Raw genomic sequence first — 21,143 nt, 5'->3', positions numbered from 1 at the left:
GGCGACAGCACTGGCGGCCGCCCTCGGCGGGAGCTTTCTCAGGCGCAATGGACACCCCGGATGGCAGTGGTCTGGGCGACGCGCGGGGAATGACACGGGGCCTGCCGAGCCCGGACCGCACGCCCCTGCCCGGGCTCACGCAGCGCGACGGCGCAGAACTCCGACCAGCTCGCTCACTCCCAGCGGCCTGCGATACCACCACAAAGTAGTACCAAATACACCCATACCCAAGGTCATCCCGGCGGCGAGTCCTGACGTCGTGTCACCTCCCAGTGAGCGCACGGCGGCCAGCACCACCGAGACGGCGAGTCCGGCGCTGAGGGCGGTGGCGTAGCGGCGGTCCACGGTCGTGAAGCCGAGGCGCAGCCGGATGAGCAGGGCGGCCGAGAGGTTCTCCACGACGATGGCCGCGCCCCAGGACACGGCGGCCCCGACGACGCCCCACCTCGGCACGGCGAGCAGGCCGACCGTCAGCTGCACCGTGAACGCCGCGGCGGTGACGGCCAGATGCCAGGAACTCCTGCCGGACATCAGCAGCACGGTCTGGGCGTTGCCGACCGCGACGTTGACCATCGAGGCCCCGCACAGCACGACCAGGGCGGGCGCTCCGTGGACGAACTCCGGGCCGAAGACCGACAGCACGGTCCGGGGGAAGGCGGCGACGAGGACGAACAGCGGCCAGGAGAAGAGCACGATCCAGCAGGTCGAGACGCGGTGCAGATGACGCGCCTCGGCGACCTGGTCGACGGCGAGCAGCCGGCTGATCTGGGGTGCCACGGCGAGCCGGACGGCCAGTTGCAGCAGGGTGCCCGCGGTGACGACGCGGCCGATGGCGGTGTAGACGCCCGCCTCGGCGCCGGTGGCCAGCGCGGACAGCAGGATGACGCCGACCCAGACCGCGCTGATGTCGAAGACGGAGGAGATCGCGCGGGGTGCGGCGAAGCTCCAGAAGGCGCGCCAGGGAACGGCTCCGCGCACGGCCGGGTGGGCGGTGCCGCGGACGGCGCGCCAGTGGCGCAGGGCCAGCCAGGCGGCCACGGTGCCGGCCAGCGCGGGCAGCAACCAGGCCGCGGCCAGAGGCAGCAGGCCCGGCGCGCACGCGGCCACCGGGACGGCGATCAGCACCCGCAGCACGGGTTTGCCGATCTGCTCCACGCCGACGAACGGCACCACGGTGCCGTGGCCCTGATTGGCGCCGAGCAGCACCAGTCCGACGGTGGCGACGGGCAGGAACAGCCCGAAGAGCCGGACCAGGGTGACCGCGTCGGCCGGCCGCAGGTGCGGCAGGAGCGTGGTGGCCACCGCGGGGCACAGCAGCAGCGGCAGGGCGGCCGCCGTACTGGCCACGACCGCGGGTACGAGGGCCGCGCGCAGCAGACCGCCCACCGAGCGGCCGCCGCCCACCGCGAGGTCGCGCGAGACGAAACGGACGAGCCCGGTGTCGGCACCGAGCTTGCAGGCGTTGCCGAGGATGGTGAACAGGGCCACGCCCGTGAAGACCGCACCCGCTCCCTGCGCTCCGAGGGCGCGGGTGATCAGGCCGACGAAGACGAAGGCGAAGACGGCGTTGGTCGCGGAACCCGCCACCCCCCACCACCCGCCCCGCGCGGCGGCGGTGACGCTGTTCGGGGCGGCGGGGGCGGGGGCGGTCGCTTCCGGGGCGGTCATCCGCGGGAGACCGAGAGCGTGTCGTCCTGCGCCGGAAGCTGCACGACCGGTGTGGTGGCCTCCGTCTCCGGGCGGCGCCCGGGGCGGCGGCGCAGGACGGCACGCAGACGTCCGCGCCGACGGCCGGCGTCGAGCACGGCGCCGAGTAGGGTCCCGCCGGAGCAGTCGATCAGCTCGTACACCCGCTTGAGGTCGTCCCGCCGGGTGGTGCCGAGGCCGGCGACCAGCAGGACGCCGTCGACGCGCTGGGCGAGGGCGAGAGCGTCGGCGTGCTCCAGGAGCGGCCGGGTGACGACGACGGCGGTGCGGGAGTCGGACCCGGCCGGCATCCGCTGGACGGCGGCGGACACGCCCGCCTCGGCCGGCGAACCGCTGCCGCCGCCCGCGCAGCAGGCGAACCGCCCGGCGGTCCCGGCGTCGACGAGGCGGCTCCCGTCGGGCAGGGAGGAGAACTCCTCGGGTGTGCGGGCGTCGTCCGGCAGCAGCGGCAGCCGGGCCGTGAGGGCGGGAGTGCCGGGGTCGGCGTCCACCAGCAGCACCTCGTCGCCGCACTCCGCGAGGGCCGCGGCCAGGTTCACGGCGACCTCCTCGGTGGCGGCACCGCGCCGGGGGGCCACGACGAGGAGCCGGCCGGTGCCGGCGGGCAGACCGGTCCGGCGCATGCGGTAGGCGAGGGCGCGGAGGGTCTCGGCCCGGTCACCGCCCTGCCGGCCGACCGTGAGCAGCTCGTCGTCCTCGTCGCGCCCGGACGGAAGCAGACCGAGCACCGGGGAGCGCAGCGCGGCCCGGGCCTCGTCGGCCGACCGGACCCGGGTGTCGAGGGCGGAGCGCAGCCAGGCCAGCAGGATGCCGAGGGCCAGTCCGCTCGCCAGTCCGAGCATGAGCAGGGTCGGCCAGCCGGGCACCGAGGGCCGGCGGGGCGCATCGCCGTGGCGGACGACGTCGCCTCCCTCGGTGTCGCGGGAGTTGATGTCGACGATGCGCTTGTGCAGGGTGTCCAGCTGGCTCTGCAAGGCCTTGGCGGCGTCGTCCTCCGTGTCCTCCTTGGCCTTGGCCGCCTGCACCGTCTTGATCTGCTGCTGCACGCTGCGGGTGGCCCGCTGTACGGCGGCTTCGTTACGGGCCTTGCGGTCGGCCAGATAGGCCTCGGCGAAGGCGTTGGCGCCACGCGCGGCGCGCCCCGGCGTGCGGGCGGTGAACTCGAAGCGCAGCACCTGGGACTTCCCCTGGTTGGTGATCCGCAGATCCTCCTCGAGCGCGGCCGCCTTGCTGTCGGCCTGGCCGAGGATGCGTGCCGCGCGGACGGCGACCGCGGTGCTGGCGGCGATCTGCTGCTCGGTGCCCATGCTGACCTGGTTGTCGGCGGCCACGCTGACCGTGCCGAAGGGGTCGGCGGTGGAGCGTACGAGGACTTCGCTGGTGGAGGTGTAGGTGTGGGCGCGGGAGAGGGCCAGGGCGGCGCCGCCGAGCAGTCCCAGGACGATCCCCAGGGCGATGGCGACGCGGTGGCGCAGGAGTCGGCGTAGTTGGTCGCGTAGCTGGTCCGGCTCGTCGTACCGGTCGTAGGGGTGGATGGGGCCGGTCACGGGTGCCCTCCTGTTCGGGGGAGCTGTGCGGGGCGGGTGGGTGCGGTCGGCAGCGCCGACGGGACAAGCCGGGACACGCGGGCGGTGGGGGTGGTGATGAGCAGCGGAATGGTCACCAGCAGCGTCAGCGGGCCGACGATCCCGAGCAGGCTGCCGCGCAGGAAGATCATCTGGTAGAAGGCGAAGGCCGGGACCAGGAAGGTCGCGAGGGTGCCCGCCCGGTCGCGGAACCGGTGGCGTACGTCGTCCATGCGCCGTCCGGCCGCGCCGAGCAGGAAGAACACGGCGGCCACGGCGGGCGGGCCGGCCCACAGGTAACTCTCGATCCACAGCGGGGCGGAGAGGTTGAGGAAGTCGTAGCCGGCGTACTGGGCGAGGGTGATGCCGGTGTCCCCCGGTTTGTCCGGCCACACCGAGCGCGGCACCCAGAACAGCGCGGGACCCAGCACCCCCTGCGGTGAGAAACCCTCGTCCCGCGCGAGGTCGATGCCGGTCTGCACCTGCTGGAAGGCGTCGTAGTCGCCGTTGGTCGTGAACTGCGCGGACAGGGAGACGACGGTGAACTGCTCCCGGTCGCTGTAGCGGAAGTAGTCGCTGTAAGGGAAGACCAGCAGCACGGTCGCCATGAGCGTGGCCGCGATGACGCGGAAGGCGCGGGGCCGGCACAGCCGGGGAACGGCGAACAGCAGGGTCAGCACGACCGTGCCGAACCAGAACCGAGGTTTGCTGACGGGGTTGTTGACGACGACGTTCAGTGCGAGGAGCAGCGGCAGCAGCAGCCGGCGGATGCCGCGCAGCAGACGGTCACCGCCGGGCGCGCGCGGTACGTACAGCAGGCCCAGCAGCGCCCAGAACGCGGGCACGGACAGGGACCAGCTGCGCAGGGCCGACAGGAACGCGCCGTCCGAACCGTCGGTGAAGCCCGCCTCGCGCAGTGCCTGACGGCTCGTGAAGTAGGCGGTGAGACCGCCCGGTTGGGTGGGGATGAGCAGGGCCGCCAGGGCGACGGCGAGCCCGCACAGCGACAGCAGGCGCCAGGGCGCGAGGCGGCGGGACAGCAGCCGTTCCACCGGCCCCGACGGGCAGGCGGCGGACCCGGCCGCGCGGGTGCGCTCCCGGCGGGCGGCGACGGTGGCTCCCGCGCTGTGGGCGAGGAGCCCGAGTTCGACGACGGCCACGGCCGTCAGGGCGGTCCCCTGGCCGGTCCGGTAGGCCCATGGGTAGGTGTCGGTGACGAGCTGCGCCAGGGGCGCGAGGCCGAGCCAGATGTAGGCGAAGACCCAGAAGCCGAGGGCGGTGAGCCGCACCGTCGTCGCGGTGAGCACGCGGATGAGGACCACACCGGTGTGCGCCAGCACCACACCCTGCGCGGCGAGCGCGACCGACAGGTGCGCGCCGTCCGACTGGAGGATCAGCCCCGGCAGCAGGACCAGCAGCGCCACGGCCCAGAGGGAGACCGCGGCCACACTGCGGACGGGAGCCTTTCGCCGCCCAAGGTCTTCACCATCCGGGTATTTCGCCTGAACGCTCATCAAAAGGGTTATAGCGCCCATGCCTCATGGAGCCGTACAGGCGCGCGCGAATCCGGGGGCTCCACGCGGCTGTCCGCGCAGCACCGTCATCGGGTGACGCGGGGAGACCGGTCGGCGTGCCATTTGCCGAAAATCAGGACAAATGTGCATTCCTTGATCGCACCAGGTCGTCTGATCTTCGGACAAAGGAGTTGCCCATGGGCGAGCAGGTCGACGTCGTCGTTGCCGGTGGCGGGGGATTCATCGGGGGCCATCTCGTGGGCGCCCTCCTGGCCCAGGGGCTGACCGTCCGCTCCATCGACATCAAGCCCCGGCACGAGTGGTACCAGGTCCACGACGCCGCGGAGAACGTGATCGCCGACCTGTCGCTCCTGGAGAACGCGCGCGCGGGCGTCCGGGGCGCACAGCAGGTGTACATGCTGGCCGCCGACATGGGCGGCATGGGCTTCATCGAGAACAACAAGGCCGCCTGCATGATGTCGGTCCTGACCAGCACGCACATGCTCCAGGCCGCGCACGAGGCCGGGGTGGAGCGCTACTTCTACTCCTCCTCCGCCTGCGTCTACGCCGCCGGCAAGCAGACCGACCCGGACGTCACCGCGCTGCGCGAGGAGGACGCCTACCCGGCGCAGCCGGAGGACGGTTACGGCTGGGAGAAGCTCTTCTCCGAGCGCATGTGCCGCCACTACGCGGAGGACTACGGGTTCACCACCCGCGTCGCCCGCTACCACAACGTGTACGGCCCGCACGGCACCTGGGCGGGCGGCCGGGAGAAGGCCCCCGCCGCGGTGTGCCGGAAGGTGGCCGAGGCGGTGCTCTCCGGCGACCACCGGATCGAGATCTGGGGCGACGGCCGGCAGACGCGTTCCTTCATGTACATCGACGACTGCCTGCACGGCACCCAGATGATCATGAAGGGGGACAGCGGCGTCCCGGTCAACCTCGGCTCCTCGGAGCTGGTGACCATCAACCAACTCGTCGACATCGTCGAGCGGATCGCCGGCATCCGCTGCGAGCGCAGCTACCGGCTGGACGCCCCCCAGGGCGTGCGCGGCCGCAACTCCGACAACACCCTGATCCGGGAGATCTACGGCTGGGAGCCGTCGGTCTCCCTGGCCGACGGACTGGAGCAGACCTACGCCTGGGTCTACGACCAGGTCAAGCGCTCCCACCAGTGACCTCCGACGCGTCGCGAGGACACGAAGAGACGATGAGGATCCTCGTCCACGACTACAGCGGCCACCCGTTCCAGGCCCAGCTGAGCCGGGAACTGGCGCGCCGCGGACACGAGGTCGTCCACTCGACGTGCACGGCCTACGTCTCCGGCAAGGGCGACCTCGCCGCACCCGCCGCGGGCCTGCGCTTCGCCACCATCGGGGACGGCGTCAGGCTGCGCAAGGACGCCTACTTCCGCCGGCTCGGCCAGGAGACCCGGCTGGGGCTCGAACTGGCCCGGCAGGTCCGCCGCGAGAAGCCCGACGTGGCGCTGCTGTCCAACCTGCCGATCCCGGTGCTGGTCGTGACCGCGGCCGTCCTGCGGAGGCTGCGCATCCCCTGGGTGCTGTGGCACCAGGACGTGACCGCGGTCGCGCTGAAGAGCTTCGCCGCCGCCGATGTCGCCAAGTCGATGGGCGTGGCGGCCAAGGTGTTCGGGGCGGGGGAGAAGTGGTCGGCGCGGCAGGCCGCGGCCATCGTGGTGATCGCCGACTCCTTCGTGCGGGTCCACGAGCAGTGGGGCACCGCCGACAAGGTCACCGTCATTCCCAACTGGGCGCCGCTGGACGAGATCGTCCCGGTGGCACGGGCCAACGGCTGGTCGGCGGAGCACGGTCTGAACGACGTGCGGACGCTGCTGTACTCGGGCACGCTCGGGCTGAAACACAACCCGGCGCTGCTGGTGCGGCTGGCCGAGCGGCTGCGTGAGCAGGGAAGTCCGGTACGTCTCGTCGTCGTCAACGACGGTCCTGCCGTACCCGTCCTCAGGGACGCCGCCGCGGCGCGGGGCGTCGAGCTGACCCTGCTGCCCTTCCAGCCCTATGAGCGGCTGCCCGAGGTGCTCGGCACGGGCGACGTCCTCGTCGTCCTGCTGGGTCCGGAGGCGGGGCAGTTCTCCGTCCCGTCCAAGACGCTGTCCTATCTGTGCGCCGGGCGGCCGGTGCTCGGCCTGATGCCCGCCGACAACCTCGCCGCGCGGCTGCTCCGGCAGGCGGGATCGGCGGTCTTCGCGCCGGAGGAGCCCGCGCTGGAGGGCGCTGCGGCCTGGGTCCGGGAGGTCCTGTCCGACCCGGCCCGGGCCGAGCGGCTGGGCAAGGAGAGCCGCGCGCTGGCCGAGCGCGAGTTCGCCCTGGAGGGCTGCGCCTCCCGCTTCGAGGACATCCTCCACAGCGTGAGCGACGCCGACGGAAACCACTACCGGCCCTGACGGGCGTCACCGCTCTGACGGGCGGTCACCGTCTGAACGGGCGTCTTCGCTCTGAACGGCGTCTCACGTGGCGGGCCGCCCTGCGCCGCCGGCCACACGGCCGACGGGGCGACCCTCCCGCTCGGGGACTGGCGCCGACGCGTTCGGGGACCGGCGTCGACGCGTTCGGGGTCCGGCGCCGCGGCCTCGTGGGCCGGTGCCGGGGCCTCCGGGGCCGGTGTTGGGGTGTGGGCCGGTGCCGAGGCGTCCTGGGCCGGTATCGAGGGAGGGCTGGGTCGGTATCCGGGGGTTGCGGGGCGGTCACCGGGGGCGCACAGGTGCCGTCACGGATTCGCGGACCGGCACAGCCCCGGAGAGCGCGGCACAGCTGCCGCGCGGCCCGGACTTGGGTGGCGATCGGGCGGCCGGCTCGGAGGATCAGGTGACCCGGCGTACGCCGGGCGCGGGAGCGGGCCCGGCCGAGCGCCCACCGGATGGTCTTCCCGGCGGCCGACCAGGCTCTGAACGGCTCGGTGCGGCGGCCGGGCTCGGAGGATCAGCCGGCGGGGCCCGTCGCGGTTGGTTCCCGGCGGGGTGGCCGCCGGCCGGGCGTACCCCGGCTGGGACGATCAGTCGGCCGGGCCTTTCGCGGCGGGCTCCTGTCGGGGGTGGCTGCCGGTCGGGCGTATCCCGATTCGGAGGATCAGTCGACCGGGCCTGTCGCGCTGGCTCTTGCCGGGGGCGTTAGGCGGATGTGCCTCGGTTCGGACGGTCAGTCAGCCGGGCCCGTCGCGGTTGGTTCCTGGCGGGGTTGGCTGCCGGTCGGGCGTGCCCCGGCTTGGACGATCAGTCGGCCGGGCCTTTCGCGGTTGGTTCCTGTCGGGGGTGGCTGCCGGTCGGACGTATCTCGGTTCGGACGGTCAGTCAGCCGGGCCCGTCGCGGTTGGTTCCTGGCGGGGGTGGCTGCCGGTCGGGCGTGCCCCGGCTTGGACGATCAGTCGGCCCGGCCTGTCGCGGCTCGCTCTTGCCTGGGGTGGTCGTCGGTCGGACGTACCCCGTGATCCGTACCGGCTCGGCCGAGCGGGGTGTCGCGGTGGATGCTCGCGTAGATCTCCTCCAGCCGGTTGGCCACGGCGTCGATGGAGTAGACGTCCTCGACCACGCGGCGGCCGGCTTCCGCCATCCGGGCGCACAGTTCCGGGTCGCCGAGCAGCCGGCGGACCGCTGCCGCCATGGCCCCGGGGCTGCCGTCGGTGACCAGGGCGGCGCCGCGGCGGGCCAGCTCGTCGGCGATGCCGCAGGTGTCGGTGCAGACCACGGGCGTGCCGGCGGCCAGCGCCTCGATGACGGTCATGCCGAACGGCTCGTTCACGCTCGCCAGTACGTGGACGGCCGCCGTCCGATAGGCCTCGCGCGCCTCGGCGGGATCGAGCGCCCCGCCGTAGCGGACCACGCCCGCTGGCCCCTCGTCGATGAGCCGGCGTACGGCGGGCAGCGATCCGTCGTCGGGGCCGTACAGCGTGAATCGGGCCTCGGGCATCTCCTTGTGGACCAGCTTGGCCATCTCCACGAAGGCCTCGGGCCGCTTACGGGGATGCATCCGGGCCAGGAACAGTACATGGGGCTCGCGCGGCTGCCGCGGCGCCGGTTCGGCCGGGCCCGGCTGGATGCCGTTGGGCAGGATGCGCAGCGGCGGACCGTCCGGCCCCAGCACCCGCGCCACCAGCCGGCGCTCGTGCTCGGTCAGGACGCAGCAGGCGCGCGTCCGGCGCAGCAGCGGCAGGTACAGCAGGTCGAACAGCCGGACGGGCAGCGCGGTGCGTGGCTCGACCATGCCGTGCGTCTGCGCCACACACGGCACGCGGCGCAGGGCGGCGACGGCCAGGGCGGAGAGGGAGACAAGGTCGCGCCCCGCGTGGACGTGCACGACGTCGGCGCCGCCCATGGCCCGCCACAGGTCGCGCACGAGGAGGGGGTGCAGCAGGCCGATGAAGCCCCGTCCGGGCAGCAGCGTACGGGCCGGACGGGAGCGCAGCCGGACGCCGCCGACGCGCTCCGGTGCCCGGCCGCTGCCCCGCCACAGCGACATCAGCGCGACGTCGTGACCGCGTGCGGCCAGCTCCTGCGACTGGGCGACCGCGACGCTCGGCGGACCGCCGAAGGCGCCGTCGTCGCTGATGAGTGTCACCACGTGGAGCAGTCTCATGCCGTACGTCCCTTCGTCGTCAGGACCGCGCCGGGCGCGAGGTCCCGGTGGGCGACGGCGCCGGCGCCCACCACGGCGCCCCGGCCGACCGTGACACCGCGCAGGACGACGGCACGGGCCGCGACCCAGCTGCCCGGCTCCATCCGGATGGGGCCGTTGTCGAACTCGAACGTGGCGGAACGGGGGCGATGGCTGCCCGTGCACAGCAGCGCGCTCTGGGAGACACAGCAGTCGCTGCCGATCGTGACGGGCTCGAGGTTGAGGATCCAGGCACCCTCGCCGATCCACACGTCGTCGCCGATCTCCAGCTTCCACGGCCAGTGCACCCGCACTCCGTGCCGGATCAGCACCCGCTGTCCGACGCGGGCACCGAAGGCGCGCAGCAGCACCGGGCGCCAGCGGTCCGGGCACCACCACTTGACGAAGACCAGGTGGAGGACGGCGAACCAGGCGGCCTGTACGAGCGGGGGGCGCCCCTTGTCGTATCCGGCGCCGGTGAAGCCGCGCAGGGATCGCTCCACGACGGGCCGGTGGGTCATGACCGGCCCGGTGTCACCGGGCTGCGGGGTGGCCGCGGTCTGCGCCATGGCGGTGTCCCTTCCCGAGGGCCGAGGCGTTCACATGCGTGATCCTTCATGCCCCGGCGGTCGGATCACCCGCGATCCAGGCGTGTTGGCGGCAGGCTTGCCCGGATGGAGGAGCCTCAGTAGGCGCCTTGGCCGTTCAGTACCGCGCGTACGGTGCGGGCCATCACGTTCATGTCCATGGCCGGGGACCAGTTGTCGACATAACGGAGGTCGAGCGAGACCGTCTCGTGCCAGGACAGGTCCGACCGTCCGCTCACCTGCCACAGCCCCGTCAGCCCCGGCTTGACGTGCAGTCGGCGCATCTCCACCGGGTTGTACTTGACGACCTCCTCCGGCACCGGAGGGCGCGGGCCGACCAGGGACATGTGGCCGAGGAGGACGTTGAACAGCTGGGGCAGCTCGTCCAGCGAGTAGCGGCGCAGGACGCGTCCCAGGGGGGTGACCCGGGGGTCGCGGCGCATCTTGAACATGTGGCCGTCGTTCTCGTTCGCCGCCTCCAGCTCGTCCTTGAGACGGTCCGCGTCGACGATCATCGTGCGGAACTTCCACATCGGGAAGGGTGTGTTGTTCTGGCCGACCCGGATCTGGCGATAGAAGGCGGGACCGGGTGAGCTGAGCCGCACGGCCAGCGCCAGCAGGAGCAGCAGCGGCGAGAGCAGCAGGATCAGCAGCAGCGCGCCCACGCGGTCCACGGCCGCCTTCAGCAGGGTCGGCGTGCCACGGCGCAGCGGCGGCGCGATGTGCAGCAGGGTGAGCCCGGACGCCGAGGTGAGCCGGACCCGCCGGCGGGCGACCTCGACGATGCCGGGCAGCACGACGATCGGGCAGCCCCGGTCGTGCACGGCCCAGGACAGCCGGCGCAGCCGCTCGCCCGACAGGTGCGGTCCCGGTGCCACGAAGACCAGGTCGGCGGAGAGTCCGTCGGCCGCCCCGAGCACCGTCGCGGCGTCCTGCTCGGGAGTCTCGGGCTCCTCACGGGGCAGCCGCACGTACACGGGGACACCGGAGAGCAGCTCGTCCTCTCCGACCGGGCAGGATCCCACGATCACGTATTCGTGGTCGGTGCGCTGGGCCAGCTGTGCGACCACCGCGTCGATGGTCGGGCCTTCTCCGACCACCAGGACGTGGCGCAGCGCGCGGCCGTGGCGGCGGGCGGCCAGGAGATGACGGTGGATCATCTGGTGGCAGGCCGCGGTGAGGACCAGCGCGGGGATCAGCGCCGTGAAGGCTTCGGCCGGCACGCTCTCCAGTCCGCACAGCACGCGCAGCGTCGCCAGCGCGCCGACCAGCAGCAGCCAGTCCCTCAGAACGGCTCTCAGGCCACCGCCGTCACCCCAGGCGGAGGGCGTGTACCGCTTGCCGACCACTCGGATCAGCGGCCACACCAGGGCGGCGACGGCCGCCAGACGCAGGGGGTGGGGCTCGTGGACCTCCACGATCGCCGCCGCTACCGGCAGTGCCGCGCCGACCAGATCCACACCGACGGACAGAGGACCGTACCAGTGTGCCCGGCTGCCTTCCGGATGGGCCGGCCGGCGCGGCACGGGAACCGGTGTCTGTCGGACTGCCGCGATTCTGAAGGGCCGCATGCCTCTCCTTAGAAGCTCCCATCTCAGACAACCGGCGCGCCCGCATCGCCCGCTCAAGGGCCGGTCACGCCTTCATGCGATCTTTATATCAAGCAATAGGCATTCATGTCTGATTTGCTTACTTCCTTCCAGTCCGTCCCTCCTGTCTGCTCCTTGGGCCTCGGGGCAGGCAGGAGGGACGGCGGGCTGAGGCGCTCGGTCGGCCGGTGGCCGGCCTCGGCGGCGTGACCCGGACGTGCCGGCGTCACTCGGACTTGCCGGCCGTCGCCTCCACCGGGTCGTCCGCCGCCGGCGCGGGGGACACGGGGGGCTCGGGCGTCCCCGTGCGGAGGATCCGGGTGAGCAGGGGGCCCGTGATCGCCGTGGTCGTCACCGCCATCACCACCATCAGGGAGTACAGCTTGTTGTCCAGTACGCCCAGTTCCAGGCCCACCCCGAGCACCACCAGTTCGGTGAGTCCGCGGGTGTTCAGCAGGGTGCCGAGCGCGGCGGCGTGGCGGCTGTCCAGGCCGCCGAGCCGGGCTCCGAGATAGGCGCCGAGAAATTTGCCGGTGATGGCCACGACGAGGATGGCGGCCAGTTCGCCGAGGTCCGACGCGTTCAGCCGGGAGAGGTCGACCTTGAGGCCCGACAGCACGAAGTACACGGGCAGCAGGAGCAGGCCGCACAGCGGCTCGACCCGTTGCAGTACGCCCTCGCGCAGCGTGCCGCCGCTGCCCCGGGGCATGACGGCACCGAACAGGAACGCCCCGAAGATGTAGTGCAGGCCCAGCCACTCGGTGCAGGCCGCCGAGACGAGGAGCCCGCCCAGCACCACGGCCAGGAAGTTCCGTCCGGACCCGGGGCCGCCCGGCTCCGAGCCCGTGCCCCGCTCGCTCGCCCGGCGGAGCAGCGGGCGGACGACGGTGACCATCAGGGCGACGTAGGGCACCAGCAGTGCCAGGCGCCAGTCGAGGTGCTTGCCCGTGGCGACGGCCACGACCACCGCCAGCAGGGTCCATGCCAAGAGGTCGGTGATCGCCGCGCAGGTCAGAGCGGTCGTGCCGAGCCGGGTGTGGGCCAGCTCGCGGTCGGCGATGATCCGGGCCAGTACGGGGAACGCCGTCACGGCCAGCGCGACCGCGAAGAACAGCACGAAGCCCACGGACGAACCGTGGTCGTGCATCCCCATCAGCGGCCACGCGAGCGCGGCGCCCAGCCCCAGTGGCAGCGCGGTCGATAAGAGGGTGGCCCACAGGGTGACCTTGCCCCCACCCCGCAGGATGCCGAGATCGACCTCCATGCCGACGATGAACATGAAGAGCGCGACGCCCACACCGGCGAGCGCACTCAGCAGCGGCCGTACCTCGGTGGGGAAGAGGGCACCGGAGAGGTGTTCGCCGAACAGCGTGGGCCCGAGCAGTACGCCGGCCAGGATCTCGCCGATGACCGACGGCTGGCCCAGGGTGCGCGCCGCCGCGCCCATGACGCGGGCCAGGCCCAGGATGAGGGCCAGGTCCAGGAGGAGGTAGACCGTCTGCGAGGTCGTCACCGGCCGCCCCCGCCCTCGATGACCCGCTGGTACACGCCTTCGAGGGACTGCTCCGTGAGCAGCCGGCTCACGGAGATGCGGTGGCCGGTCTCCCGCTCCAGCGCCACCACGAGACGCAGCACGTGAAGCGACTCCCAGTGCAGCAACTGGTCGAAGTCCGTGCCCAGTTCGGACTCCACCAGGGGGAGTCCCAGTTCGTCGCGCACGATGTCCAGGAAGGCCGAGCGGGTGATCACGAGGGCTCCTCGAAGTCGGTGCCGAGCTGGAGATGGTCGGGGACACCGGGCACCTCTTCGAGGCTGTGGCGGAACTCGGCCTCCGCCTCGGTGCTGTCGCCACGGGTGAAACCGAGCGAGGGGTAGAAGTCCGCGAACCGGCGGTTGCGCTCGGTGGCGCGGTACGTCCCGGTGACGGCCGTGTGACCGTGCGCGCGGGCGTAGGCCAGGAGCGACACCATGGCCGCCGTCTCGACTCCCCGGTCGAAGACGCGGCAGCTGAGCAACATGTTGTCGATGTGCAGTGCGCTGTCCTGGCGGCGGGCGAAGACGGCGCCGATCAGTCCGTTGTCGCCGAAGCGGTCCGCCGACCGTACGGAGAGCACCAGGCACTCGGGGTCCGCGCACCGTGCCGTGACCTCCGCCGCGCTCAGGCGCTCACCGGTGAGGTTGAACTGGTTGGTTCTCAGCGTCAGTTGCGAGAGCCGCTCGGTCTCGAAGCCCTTGGCGCGCGAGACCGAGACCGTGACACCGAGGTCCCGGAGGTACGACTCCGCCGATCCGGCGGCTTCGCGCAGCTGCTGACGTTCCGCCAGTGTGCGATAACTCTCGCTCCGGCGCCGGTCCTCGTCGGTGAGCCGCAGGCTCGCGAACCAGTCGTCCATGAGCAACCGCTCGATGTGCAGGGCGGGTTCGTCGTCCAGTCGTACGACGGCGACCTGCGGCAGCGCGGACGCGACGAGGCCGCACTCGGCCGGGGAGTCGTCGACGAAGACGAAGCTGTCCAGGCCGAGGTCGAGTTCCTGGGCGATGAGGCGCAGATTTCGGTCCTTCGGCTGCCAGTTGGCCACTATCTTGACGAAATCCCGTTGACGCAGCGTCATATCGGCATGGCTGGAAAGAACGTCGAGGGCGGGTGCCTCGTCGTTCTTGCTGCACACAGCCAACAGCACGCCTTGCGAGGCAAGTTGACGAATAACGCGCTGGAAGGCGCCGAACGCCTCACCGCGCAGCGTCGAGGCGGCGGCGATACCGTCCGGACCGTCGTCGCCGAGTATGCCGTCCCACAGTGTGTTGTCGAGATCCGCGACCAGGACTTTCTTGCTCCGGCCACGGAACGCGCGGACCAGGTGGGCCACTTCGCGGGCGTATGCGGCAAGCAACTCGTCGCTGAAGCGCATTTTCGCGTACTGCGCCATCCGCGCGTCGCTGAGGGGACCGCTCGCGGCCACCAGCGGCTCCATGTCGATGACCGCGATGCGGTCGGACCGGGTGGCGAGCTTCAGCAGACGGATGTTCAGTTCTCGCCAGACAATGCCCAGGTGGCAGCGCGTCGCGTGATCGACGACCTGGTGAGTCACTGAACGCGGCAGAGTGATCGTGTTGAGCACCAGGCGTCCGGAACCCTCGGTGAGGAAACGCTCGGTGAGTTCTTCGAGTTCCGTGCCGAAGTCGGATACCGCCTTCTCCACGTCGGAGGCGTTCCAGGGCCCGGGGAGCCGGTCGAGTACCGCCTGTGGGTCCAGGACACAGAGCACGGCTTCGAAGCTCTCGGTGTAGAGCCGGCCGGTCGTGTCGCTCAAATCCTTGCGATACGAGGCGAAATCGCTGACGTAGGGGTTGAGTACCCAGCCGTGCCGGGCGAGTTCGGCGGTCAGAGGGGCGATCAGTCCATCGAGAGTGGACCAACCCGTCACCGCAAGCGACACCAACTGTGTCCCGGGATGGCGCTCTTTGATCAGATCGGGGTCAAGTCGCTTCAGCAGCGTACCGGCACGTATCAGATCGGCGGCGGTGCCGTCTGACGCCATGTCGGCCAGAATCCCGGCCACCGAGCCGTAGTGCTCGGCGAGACCACCTTGGCCGGCAAGGGCACGCAGGCGGGCGAGTGGCGTTTCTGTCACTCGTAACTCCTTGTCGTCCAGAGGAAACTGACGCCACGACACGACGCGACGAAGTTGATCGTAGGCGGTCAGAAGATAGTCACCAAGGATCATGTCGAGCCATGTAAGATCCAAAACATTGCTCGCCGACCGGTGGATCTCTGTCCCCGGGGACCAGCAGGCGGGCAGCGACAGTTGGGGGGCTGTGGTGACGGGACCGTGTGCGGCCAATGGGGCCGACGAGACGTGTGTTCGCGTCGATCCGCCCCTGGTCCGGCTGCCGAGACCGTGACATCCACGCCCTGTTCACTCCGCGATCACTCTGTCACTGCTCCCGCGCTCGTCCTGCTCGCCGCATGCCGATGAACGGCCGCAGGCTCACCGGAAGGGGAAGTCATGCTCACTCGAAGGGTCACCGTTCACTCCTGTTATGCCAGAGCGCGGGACACTGATGAGACGTCAAAAGAAGGCGCACAAACGGAACTCGGGATTCTGAGGGAGCGTCGACTCGCGGAGCTGGCGGCATTGTCGGGGCACGGTGATCCGGTGCGGATCGACTGGAACGCGCGGCGATTTCCCGTCCTCGCCGCGCTCGCTCCGGTGATGACCTCCGTGGAGGGCGAGATCACCTATCCCGGCGATCCCATGTGCCTGTACGCCGCGCTGAGCGTGGTCGTGGACAACGGACTCCGTTCGGCCCGGCACGGCGCCGGAGAGGCCTCGCCGTTCTCGGACCTGTGCCCGGACTGGGGCACTCCGGTGACGAAAGGGCAGCGGCTGACCGCGGAACACGGCCTGCGCCCGTGGGACGAGAACGACAGCACACCCGACCACACCGTCTTCGACCCCAGGGTGTGGGACGACCGGGCGCGGGCCGACCTGCGCGCCGAACTCGCCCGCCGCCGCCCGAGGGTCTTACTGATCAGCACGGTCTCGCCCGGGCATCGCTACGCCCTGGAGATGGCGGCCGTCGCCCGCGACGTGGTGCCCGACTGCCTGGTGGTCTTCGGTGGCCGCCACATCGACGAGACGATGCGGTACGTGCCCGCCGAGAAGACCCTCGCGCTGGAGCACAGCAGCACCCTGCGCGCCATCGACGAAGGCCGGGTCGGTCCGGTCGTGGACTTCCTGGTGTCCGGCGAGGGCTACTTCGCGCTCGACCTGCTGATGCGGGCCGTCGCCCTCGCCATGGACCTGGGGCGCACCCGGGCCCGCGTCGGCGATGTCGTACGGATGCTCGACCTGCTGGGAGCCGCCGGTGAGCGCATACCCGGCTCGTCCCTGATCTGCGCCGTGCTGCCCGAGGCCGTGGAGGCCTTCCCCGTCCGGGGCCCCCAGTTCGACCTGGCCGACCTGCCCTCCCCGTACCAGGGCTTCGCCGTCCGCTCCCGCTTCCCCGTCTTCCCGCTGGCCGACGGCAGCGCCGCCCGCACGGCCCATATGACCGTCTCCAACGCGTGCCCGTACCACTGCGACTTCTGCTCGGAGTCGGCGGTGCTCGCGGGCGGCCTCAAGCGCTTCGGCAGGTCGCCGGCCGAGGCGGCGCTGGAGCGGGTCTGCGAGTACGTGAGCTACGGCGCGGAGGCCGTCTTCTTCGACGACTCCATCTTCTGGAGCGGCACCTTCCCGGCCATCCGTGCCTTCTGTACGGCGCTCCGGACGGCCCGCGCCGCGACGGGGCCCGAGGAGCTGCCGGAGCGCTGCCGGAAGTGGATCAGGGACGAAGGGGACTGGGAGCGCCTGCGGAATCTCCAGTTCGGCTGTCAGGTGACGGCCGACCTGCTGACCACACTGCACAAGGAGCAGGACGTCCGGGAGGTCCTGGACGCGCTCCGCGAGGCCGGCTGCACCTACCTCTACATGGGCATCGAGAGCATGTCGGCCGAGGTGATGCAGCACGTGCACAAGAACGTCCGCCGCATCGCCGACTTCCCCTGGAAGGCCAAGGTGCGCATGGCCCTGGAACGTGTCCGGGACGCCGGCATCCCCGTGGGCAGCTCGGTGCTGTTCGGCCTGGAGGGCGAGACCCGGCAGACCATCGAGGAGACGGTCGCCGAGGTGGGGCAGCTCATCGACGACGGCCTGCTGGTCCTGGCCAGCCCCAACATCCTGACGTACCACCCCGGCACCCCCATCACCAGGGCGCACGGGATGACGGAGAAGCTCGACTACCACTCTCCGGACGTGGAGAACCGCCCGCCCTACACCTTCTTCGAGGAGGCGTTCCCGGGGGTGGTCTCGCTGCGGCTGAGCGAGGAGGAGGTCTGGTTCATCCACGAGGCCACCGCGAAACGCTGGGGCACCGTGCGCAACTCCGCGGAGCCGGAGACCCGGACCGCCGCCGCGGTCACCGTATGAGGCCTGAGGGGGCATGGGCATGGAGAAGATCCTGGACACGCTGCGTGCGGTGGTCGCCGAGCGCGGCAAGGGGCTGCCGGACGAGGATTTCGTGCTGCGCAGCATGTGGGGGGTGGACTACCGGTCCCAGCCCACGGCGTACGAGCGGTTCATGGTGTACAGCTTCGTCATGGCGCAGACGGTGCGCCAGGGCTGTTGCTACGCCGACTTCGGGACCATCGGGCTGGGGGAGGCGCACGACGCGCTGATCGGCCGGGACGCGCGCGAGGTGCGCGGCGGCACGGTCGCGGAGGACATCGCGATCCTCGACGCCGCGTTCGGCGTCCTGCCCCGCGAGCCGTACCGGATGCTGACCATCGACGGTACGCCGGAGCGCAAGGCGCTGACCCGGGCCGAGGTCGTGGTCGGCGAGGCGATGGAGCAGCTGCGCCGCACCGGGGGACGCCGGGTCGCCCAGGTCGGGGTCATGGGCAACCTGATCCACTTCCTCCAGAAGGAGGACGTCTCCCTCACGGCGAGCGACTTCGACCCGGAGCTGATCGAGCGCGGGGTCCTCGGAGTCCCCGTGGTGTCCGGCGACGAGAGCGCCCGGCTCGTCGCGGAGAGCGATGTCGCGCTGGTGTGCGGGGAGACCCTGGCCAGTGAAACGCTCGAAGAACTCGTCATGACGGCACGTCAACACCACACGAGACTGGTGATTTTCGCGGTGTCCGGCTGCCATTTCGCCCAGGAGTACTGCCGCACCCTCGGAATCGACGCCGTCATCGCCGAACCGCAGCCGCAGTATCTCTTCCAGGGGCCCTCGACGCTGGAGATCCACCGCAAGGACGCCGAGGCGTAAAGCCCGCGCGCGCAAGCTTCTTGATGCTCCATCAGAATTTTATTTCGGCAATTTGTTCGACAGCACATTGGTACGATCGCCATTCGAACCGACGGTGGCTCAGCCGCTGACTCGTCGCTAGGAGTGCAAGACATGAGCCTCGGTGAACTGTTCGAGGAGCGGGCGCGGCGCAATCCGTCCGCGACCGCTGTCGTCTGCGGCGACGAACGGCTCTCCTACGCCGAACTCGACGCCCGGGCCAACCGGTTGGCCCGGCGGCTGCTGGCCGGTGGAGCGGGGCCCGAGCGCATGGTCGCGCTGGTCCTCGGCAGAACAGCGGACACCGTCGTCGCCCTGCTCGCCGTGGTCAAGTCGGGCGCCGCGTACGTGCCCGTCAGCCCCGACCATCCCGCCGAGCGCATCTCGCTGATCGTCCGTGACTCCGCCCCCGTCTGCGTCCTCACCGACGCCGCGACGGCCCCCGGCCTGCCCTCGCTCGACGTCCCCGTCCTCGTGCTGGACGACCAGGACACGGCCGCCGGCCTGGCCGGGCTGAGCGACGGACCGGTCGGCGACGACGAGCGCGGAGGCACCCGCGACGCCGGCCAGGCGGCGTACGTCATCTACACCTCCGGATCGACCGGCGTCCCCAAGGGCGTGCTGACCACGCACGCCAACGCGCTGCGGCTCTTCCGCCGCGAGGACCACTGGCTGGAGTGCGGCCCCTCGGACGTCTGGGCGTGGTTCCACTCGTACGCCTTCGACTTCTCCGTGTGGGAGATCTGGGGAGCCCTGCTCACCGGGGCGCGGCTCGTGGTCGTACCGCGGGACGTCAGCCGCGCGCCCGGCGAACTGCTCGACCTGCTCGCCCGGGAGCAGGTCACCGTCCTCAGCCAGACGCCGTCCGCCTTCGACGAGCTGCTGGCCGCCGGCGCCGAGACGGGCATCTGGCCCCGGCTCGCCCTGCGCCGCGTGGTGTTCGGCGGCGAGGCCCTGTCGGCGCGCGCCGTCTCCGAACTGCACGAGGTGCTGCCCGGCTGCCGCGCGGTCAACATCTACGGGCCGACCGAGACCACCGTGCACGCCACCGTCGGCTACGTGGAACCGGACGGAAACCCTCCGTCGATCGGGCGCCCGGTCGACGGCTCACGGGTCTTCGTCCTGGACGCCTCGCTGCGCCCGGTGCTCCCCGGAGTCACCGGAGAGCTGTACGTCGCCGGAGCCGGACTCGGCCGCGGCTACCTCGCCCGCCCCGGCCTGACCGCCTCCCGGTTCGTGGCCAACCCCTTCGGCGAACCCGGCGAGCGGATGTACCGGACGGGCGACCTCGTCCGCTGGCGCTCCGACCGCCGCCTGGAGTTCGTGGGCCGCGCCGACGGCCAGGTCAAGCTGCGCGGCTTCCGCATCGAGCTGGGCGAGATCGAAGCGGTGCTGGCCGAGCATCCCGCCGTCGCCCGGTCCGTGGTGGCGCTGCGCGAGGACCGCCCCGGGGACAAGCGCCTGGTCGGCTACGTCATCGCGGAGCAGGACGAGGAGCTGGCCGAGCGCGAGTTCGCCTTCGCCAGGCTGCTGCGGGACTACCTCCAGCGGCGGCTGCCGGAGCACATGGTCCCGTCCGCCTTCGTCGTCCTGGACACCTTCCCGCTGAACGCGAACGGCAAGCTCGACCGCGCCGCGCTGCCGGAACCCGACGCCGGGACGATCTCGATGGGCCGCCGGCCCCGCAATCCGCAGGAGGAGATCCTCTGCGACCTCTTCGCCGAGGTGCTGGGTCTGCCCTCGGTCGGCGTGGACGACAGCTTCTTCGACCTCGGTGGCCACTCGCTCATGGCCACCCGCCTGATCAACCGCATCCGGGCCACCCTGGGCGCCGAACTGACCATCCGGATGCTGTTCCAGTCACCCACCGTCGAGGGCCTCTCCCGGCGCATCGACAGCTCCGCGGCCGTACGTCCCCCGGTGCAGCCGATGGAACGGCCCGATCCGGTACCGCTGTCGTACGCCCAGCGGCGGCTGTGGTTCCTCCAGAAGTTCGAGGACTCGCCCGCCTACAACATCCCTCTGGCGCTGCGGCTGTCGGGGGAGTTGGACCGGGAGGCGTTGCGGGCGGCGCTGGGTGACGTGGTCACCCGGCATGAGAGTTTGCGGACGTTGTTCCCGGAAGTGGACGGTGTTCCCGCTCAGTTGGTGCTGACTGACACTCAGATACCGTTCTCGACGACGGAGATGTCCGAGGAGCGACTGCCTGCTGTCCTGGCGGCTTCGGCTCGGCGCGGGTTTGATCTGGAGCGTGAGCTTCCGTTGCGGGCCGAGGTGTTCGCGTTGGGTCCGCGGGAGCATGTGTTGTTGCTGGTGTTGCATCACATCGCGGGTGATGGTTGGTCGTTGGGGCCGCTGACGCGTGATCTTGCGCAGGCTTATGGTGCGCGGTGCCGGGGTGAGGTGCCGGTGTGGGAGCCGTTGCCGGTGCAGTACGCGGATTACGCGGTGTGGCAGCGGGAGTTGTTGGGGTCGCAGGATGATCCGGGGAGTTTGTTCAGTGCGCAGGTGGCGTTCTGGCGTGAGGCTTTGGCGGGGTTGCCGGAGCAGGTGAGTCTGCCGTTCGACCGGCCGCGTCCGGCGGTGGCGTCGTCGCGGGGTGGGGTGAGTCCGTTCGTCCTCGGTGCGGGGGTGCACGGGGGTGTGGTGGCGCTGGCGCGTGAGTGTGGTGTCAGTGTGTTCATGGTGTTGCAGGCGTCGTTGGCGGCGTTGTTCACGCGTCTGGGTG

General features: G+C 71.3%; 14 protein-coding genes. 5 read left to right on the top strand and 9 right to left on the bottom strand.

The window, feature by feature from the left end:
- Positions 1 to 135: 135 nt before the first annotated feature.
- The 3 genes from ACZ4WH_RS17720 to ACZ4WH_RS17710 are packed head-to-tail and all read right to left on the bottom strand — an operon-like array spanning position 136 to position 4,720.
- On the bottom strand, positions 136 to 1,668 hold the full coding sequence (locus ACZ4WH_RS17720) for an oligosaccharide flippase family protein (protein ID WP_468181336.1): 1,533 nt from the start codon (positions 1,666 to 1,668) through the stop codon (positions 136 to 138).
- On the bottom strand, positions 1,665 to 3,254 hold the full coding sequence (locus tag ACZ4WH_RS17715) for a hypothetical protein (RefSeq protein ID WP_468181334.1): 1,590 nt from the start codon (positions 3,252 to 3,254) through the stop codon (positions 1,665 to 1,667). The genes ACZ4WH_RS17720 and ACZ4WH_RS17715 overlap by 4 nt, the downstream gene beginning before the upstream one ends.
- Positions 3,251 to 4,720, bottom strand: a complete 1,470-nt coding sequence (locus ACZ4WH_RS17710; protein WP_468181332.1) for a hypothetical protein — start codon at positions 4,718 to 4,720, stop codon at positions 3,251 to 3,253. Before ACZ4WH_RS17710 ends, ACZ4WH_RS17715 begins: the two co-directional genes overlap by 4 nt.
- A gap of 263 nt (positions 4,721 to 4,983) precedes the next feature.
- Between ACZ4WH_RS17710 and ACZ4WH_RS17705 the strand changes: the two genes are divergently transcribed.
- Both ACZ4WH_RS17705 and ACZ4WH_RS17700 read left to right on the top strand, forming a co-directional pair.
- Complete coding sequence (locus tag ACZ4WH_RS17705; RefSeq protein ID WP_468181330.1) at positions 4,984 to 5,964, top strand: NAD-dependent epimerase/dehydratase family protein; 981 nt, start codon at positions 4,984 to 4,986, stop codon at positions 5,962 to 5,964.
- A gap of 32 nt (positions 5,965 to 5,996) precedes the next feature.
- A complete protein-coding gene (locus tag ACZ4WH_RS17700) occupies positions 5,997 to 7,208 on the top strand; it encodes a glycosyltransferase family 4 protein (RefSeq protein WP_468181328.1) in 1,212 nt (403 codons plus the stop codon).
- A 973-nt stretch (positions 7,209 to 8,181) separates the two neighbouring features.
- Here ACZ4WH_RS17700 and ACZ4WH_RS17695 read toward each other — a convergent pair.
- The 6 genes from ACZ4WH_RS17695 to ACZ4WH_RS17670 form a co-directional block, all read right to left on the bottom strand.
- On the bottom strand, positions 8,182 to 9,393 hold the full coding sequence (locus ACZ4WH_RS17695; RefSeq protein ID WP_468181326.1) for a glycosyltransferase: 1,212 nt from the start codon (positions 9,391 to 9,393) through the stop codon (positions 8,182 to 8,184).
- Positions 9,390 to 9,932 (bottom strand): LbetaH domain-containing protein, encoded by a 543-nt coding sequence (locus ACZ4WH_RS17690; RefSeq protein ID WP_468181481.1) that lies wholly within the window; start codon positions 9,930 to 9,932, stop codon positions 9,390 to 9,392. The genes ACZ4WH_RS17695 and ACZ4WH_RS17690 overlap by 4 nt, the downstream gene beginning before the upstream one ends.
- A 164-nt stretch (positions 9,933 to 10,096) precedes the next feature.
- The gene (locus tag ACZ4WH_RS17685) at positions 10,097 to 11,569 is read right to left on the bottom strand and encodes a sugar transferase (RefSeq protein WP_468181324.1); all 1,473 of its coding nucleotides are present in this window, start codon (positions 11,567 to 11,569) and stop codon (positions 10,097 to 10,099) included.
- Positions 11,570 to 11,813: 244 nt separating this feature from the next.
- A complete protein-coding gene (locus ACZ4WH_RS17680) occupies positions 11,814 to 13,100 on the bottom strand; it encodes a cation:proton antiporter domain-containing protein (RefSeq protein ID WP_468181322.1) in 1,287 nt (428 codons plus the stop codon).
- Positions 13,097 to 13,336 carry an acyl carrier protein gene (locus ACZ4WH_RS17675; RefSeq protein WP_468181320.1) on the bottom strand — a complete coding sequence of 80 codons (240 nt, stop codon included), beginning with the start codon at positions 13,334 to 13,336 and terminating at the stop codon, positions 13,097 to 13,099. The genes ACZ4WH_RS17680 and ACZ4WH_RS17675 overlap by 4 nt, the downstream gene beginning before the upstream one ends.
- Positions 13,333 to 15,429, bottom strand: a complete 2,097-nt coding sequence (locus ACZ4WH_RS17670; RefSeq protein WP_468181318.1) for an HAD-IIIC family phosphatase — start codon at positions 15,427 to 15,429, stop codon at positions 13,333 to 13,335. Before ACZ4WH_RS17670 ends, ACZ4WH_RS17675 begins: the two co-directional genes overlap by 4 nt.
- 315 nt (positions 15,430 to 15,744) lie before the next feature.
- On the opposite strand from ACZ4WH_RS17670, the gene ACZ4WH_RS17665 reads away from it, so the two are divergent.
- The 3 genes from ACZ4WH_RS17665 to ACZ4WH_RS17655 form a co-directional block, all read left to right on the top strand.
- The gene (locus ACZ4WH_RS17665; RefSeq protein WP_468181316.1) at positions 15,745 to 17,556 is read left to right on the top strand and encodes a B12-binding domain-containing radical SAM protein; all 1,812 of its coding nucleotides are present in this window, start codon (positions 15,745 to 15,747) and stop codon (positions 17,554 to 17,556) included.
- Positions 17,557 to 17,575: 19 nt separating this feature from the next.
- Positions 17,576 to 18,397: a Rossmann-like domain-containing protein gene (locus ACZ4WH_RS17660; RefSeq protein WP_468181314.1), complete on the top strand. Its 822-nt coding sequence runs from the start codon at positions 17,576 to 17,578 to the stop codon at positions 18,395 to 18,397.
- Between the two features lie 132 nt (positions 18,398 to 18,529).
- Positions 18,530 to 21,143 (top strand): amino acid adenylation domain-containing protein (locus ACZ4WH_RS17655; protein WP_468181312.1); only part of this gene is annotated, 2,614 nt, incomplete at its 3' end.

The organism is Streptomyces sp. NPDC029138, assembly GCF_055564375.1.
This window is presented reverse-complemented; position numbering and strand designations above follow the sequence as displayed.

Coding starts and splice junctions, on each gene's coding strand:
- ACZ4WH_RS17720 (WP_468181336.1), bottom strand. CDS start 1,668: ATGACCGCCCCGGAAGCGACCGCCCCCGCCCCCGCCGCCCCGAACAGC.
- ACZ4WH_RS17705 (WP_468181330.1), top strand. CDS start 4,984: ATGGGCGAGCAGGTCGACGTCGTCGTTGCCGGTGGCGGGGGATTCATC.
- ACZ4WH_RS17700 (WP_468181328.1), top strand. CDS start 5,997: ATGAGGATCCTCGTCCACGACTACAGCGGCCACCCGTTCCAGGCCCAG.
- ACZ4WH_RS17695 (WP_468181326.1), bottom strand. CDS start 9,393: ATGAGACTGCTCCACGTGGTGACACTCATCAGCGACGACGGCGCCTTC.
- ACZ4WH_RS17690 (WP_468181481.1), bottom strand. CDS start 9,932: ATGACCCACCGGCCCGTCGTGGAGCGATCCCTGCGCGGCTTCACCGGC.
- ACZ4WH_RS17685 (WP_468181324.1), bottom strand. CDS start 11,569: ATGCGGCCCTTCAGAATCGCGGCAGTCCGACAGACACCGGTTCCCGTG.
- ACZ4WH_RS17660 (WP_468181314.1), top strand. CDS start 17,576: ATGGAGAAGATCCTGGACACGCTGCGTGCGGTGGTCGCCGAGCGCGGC.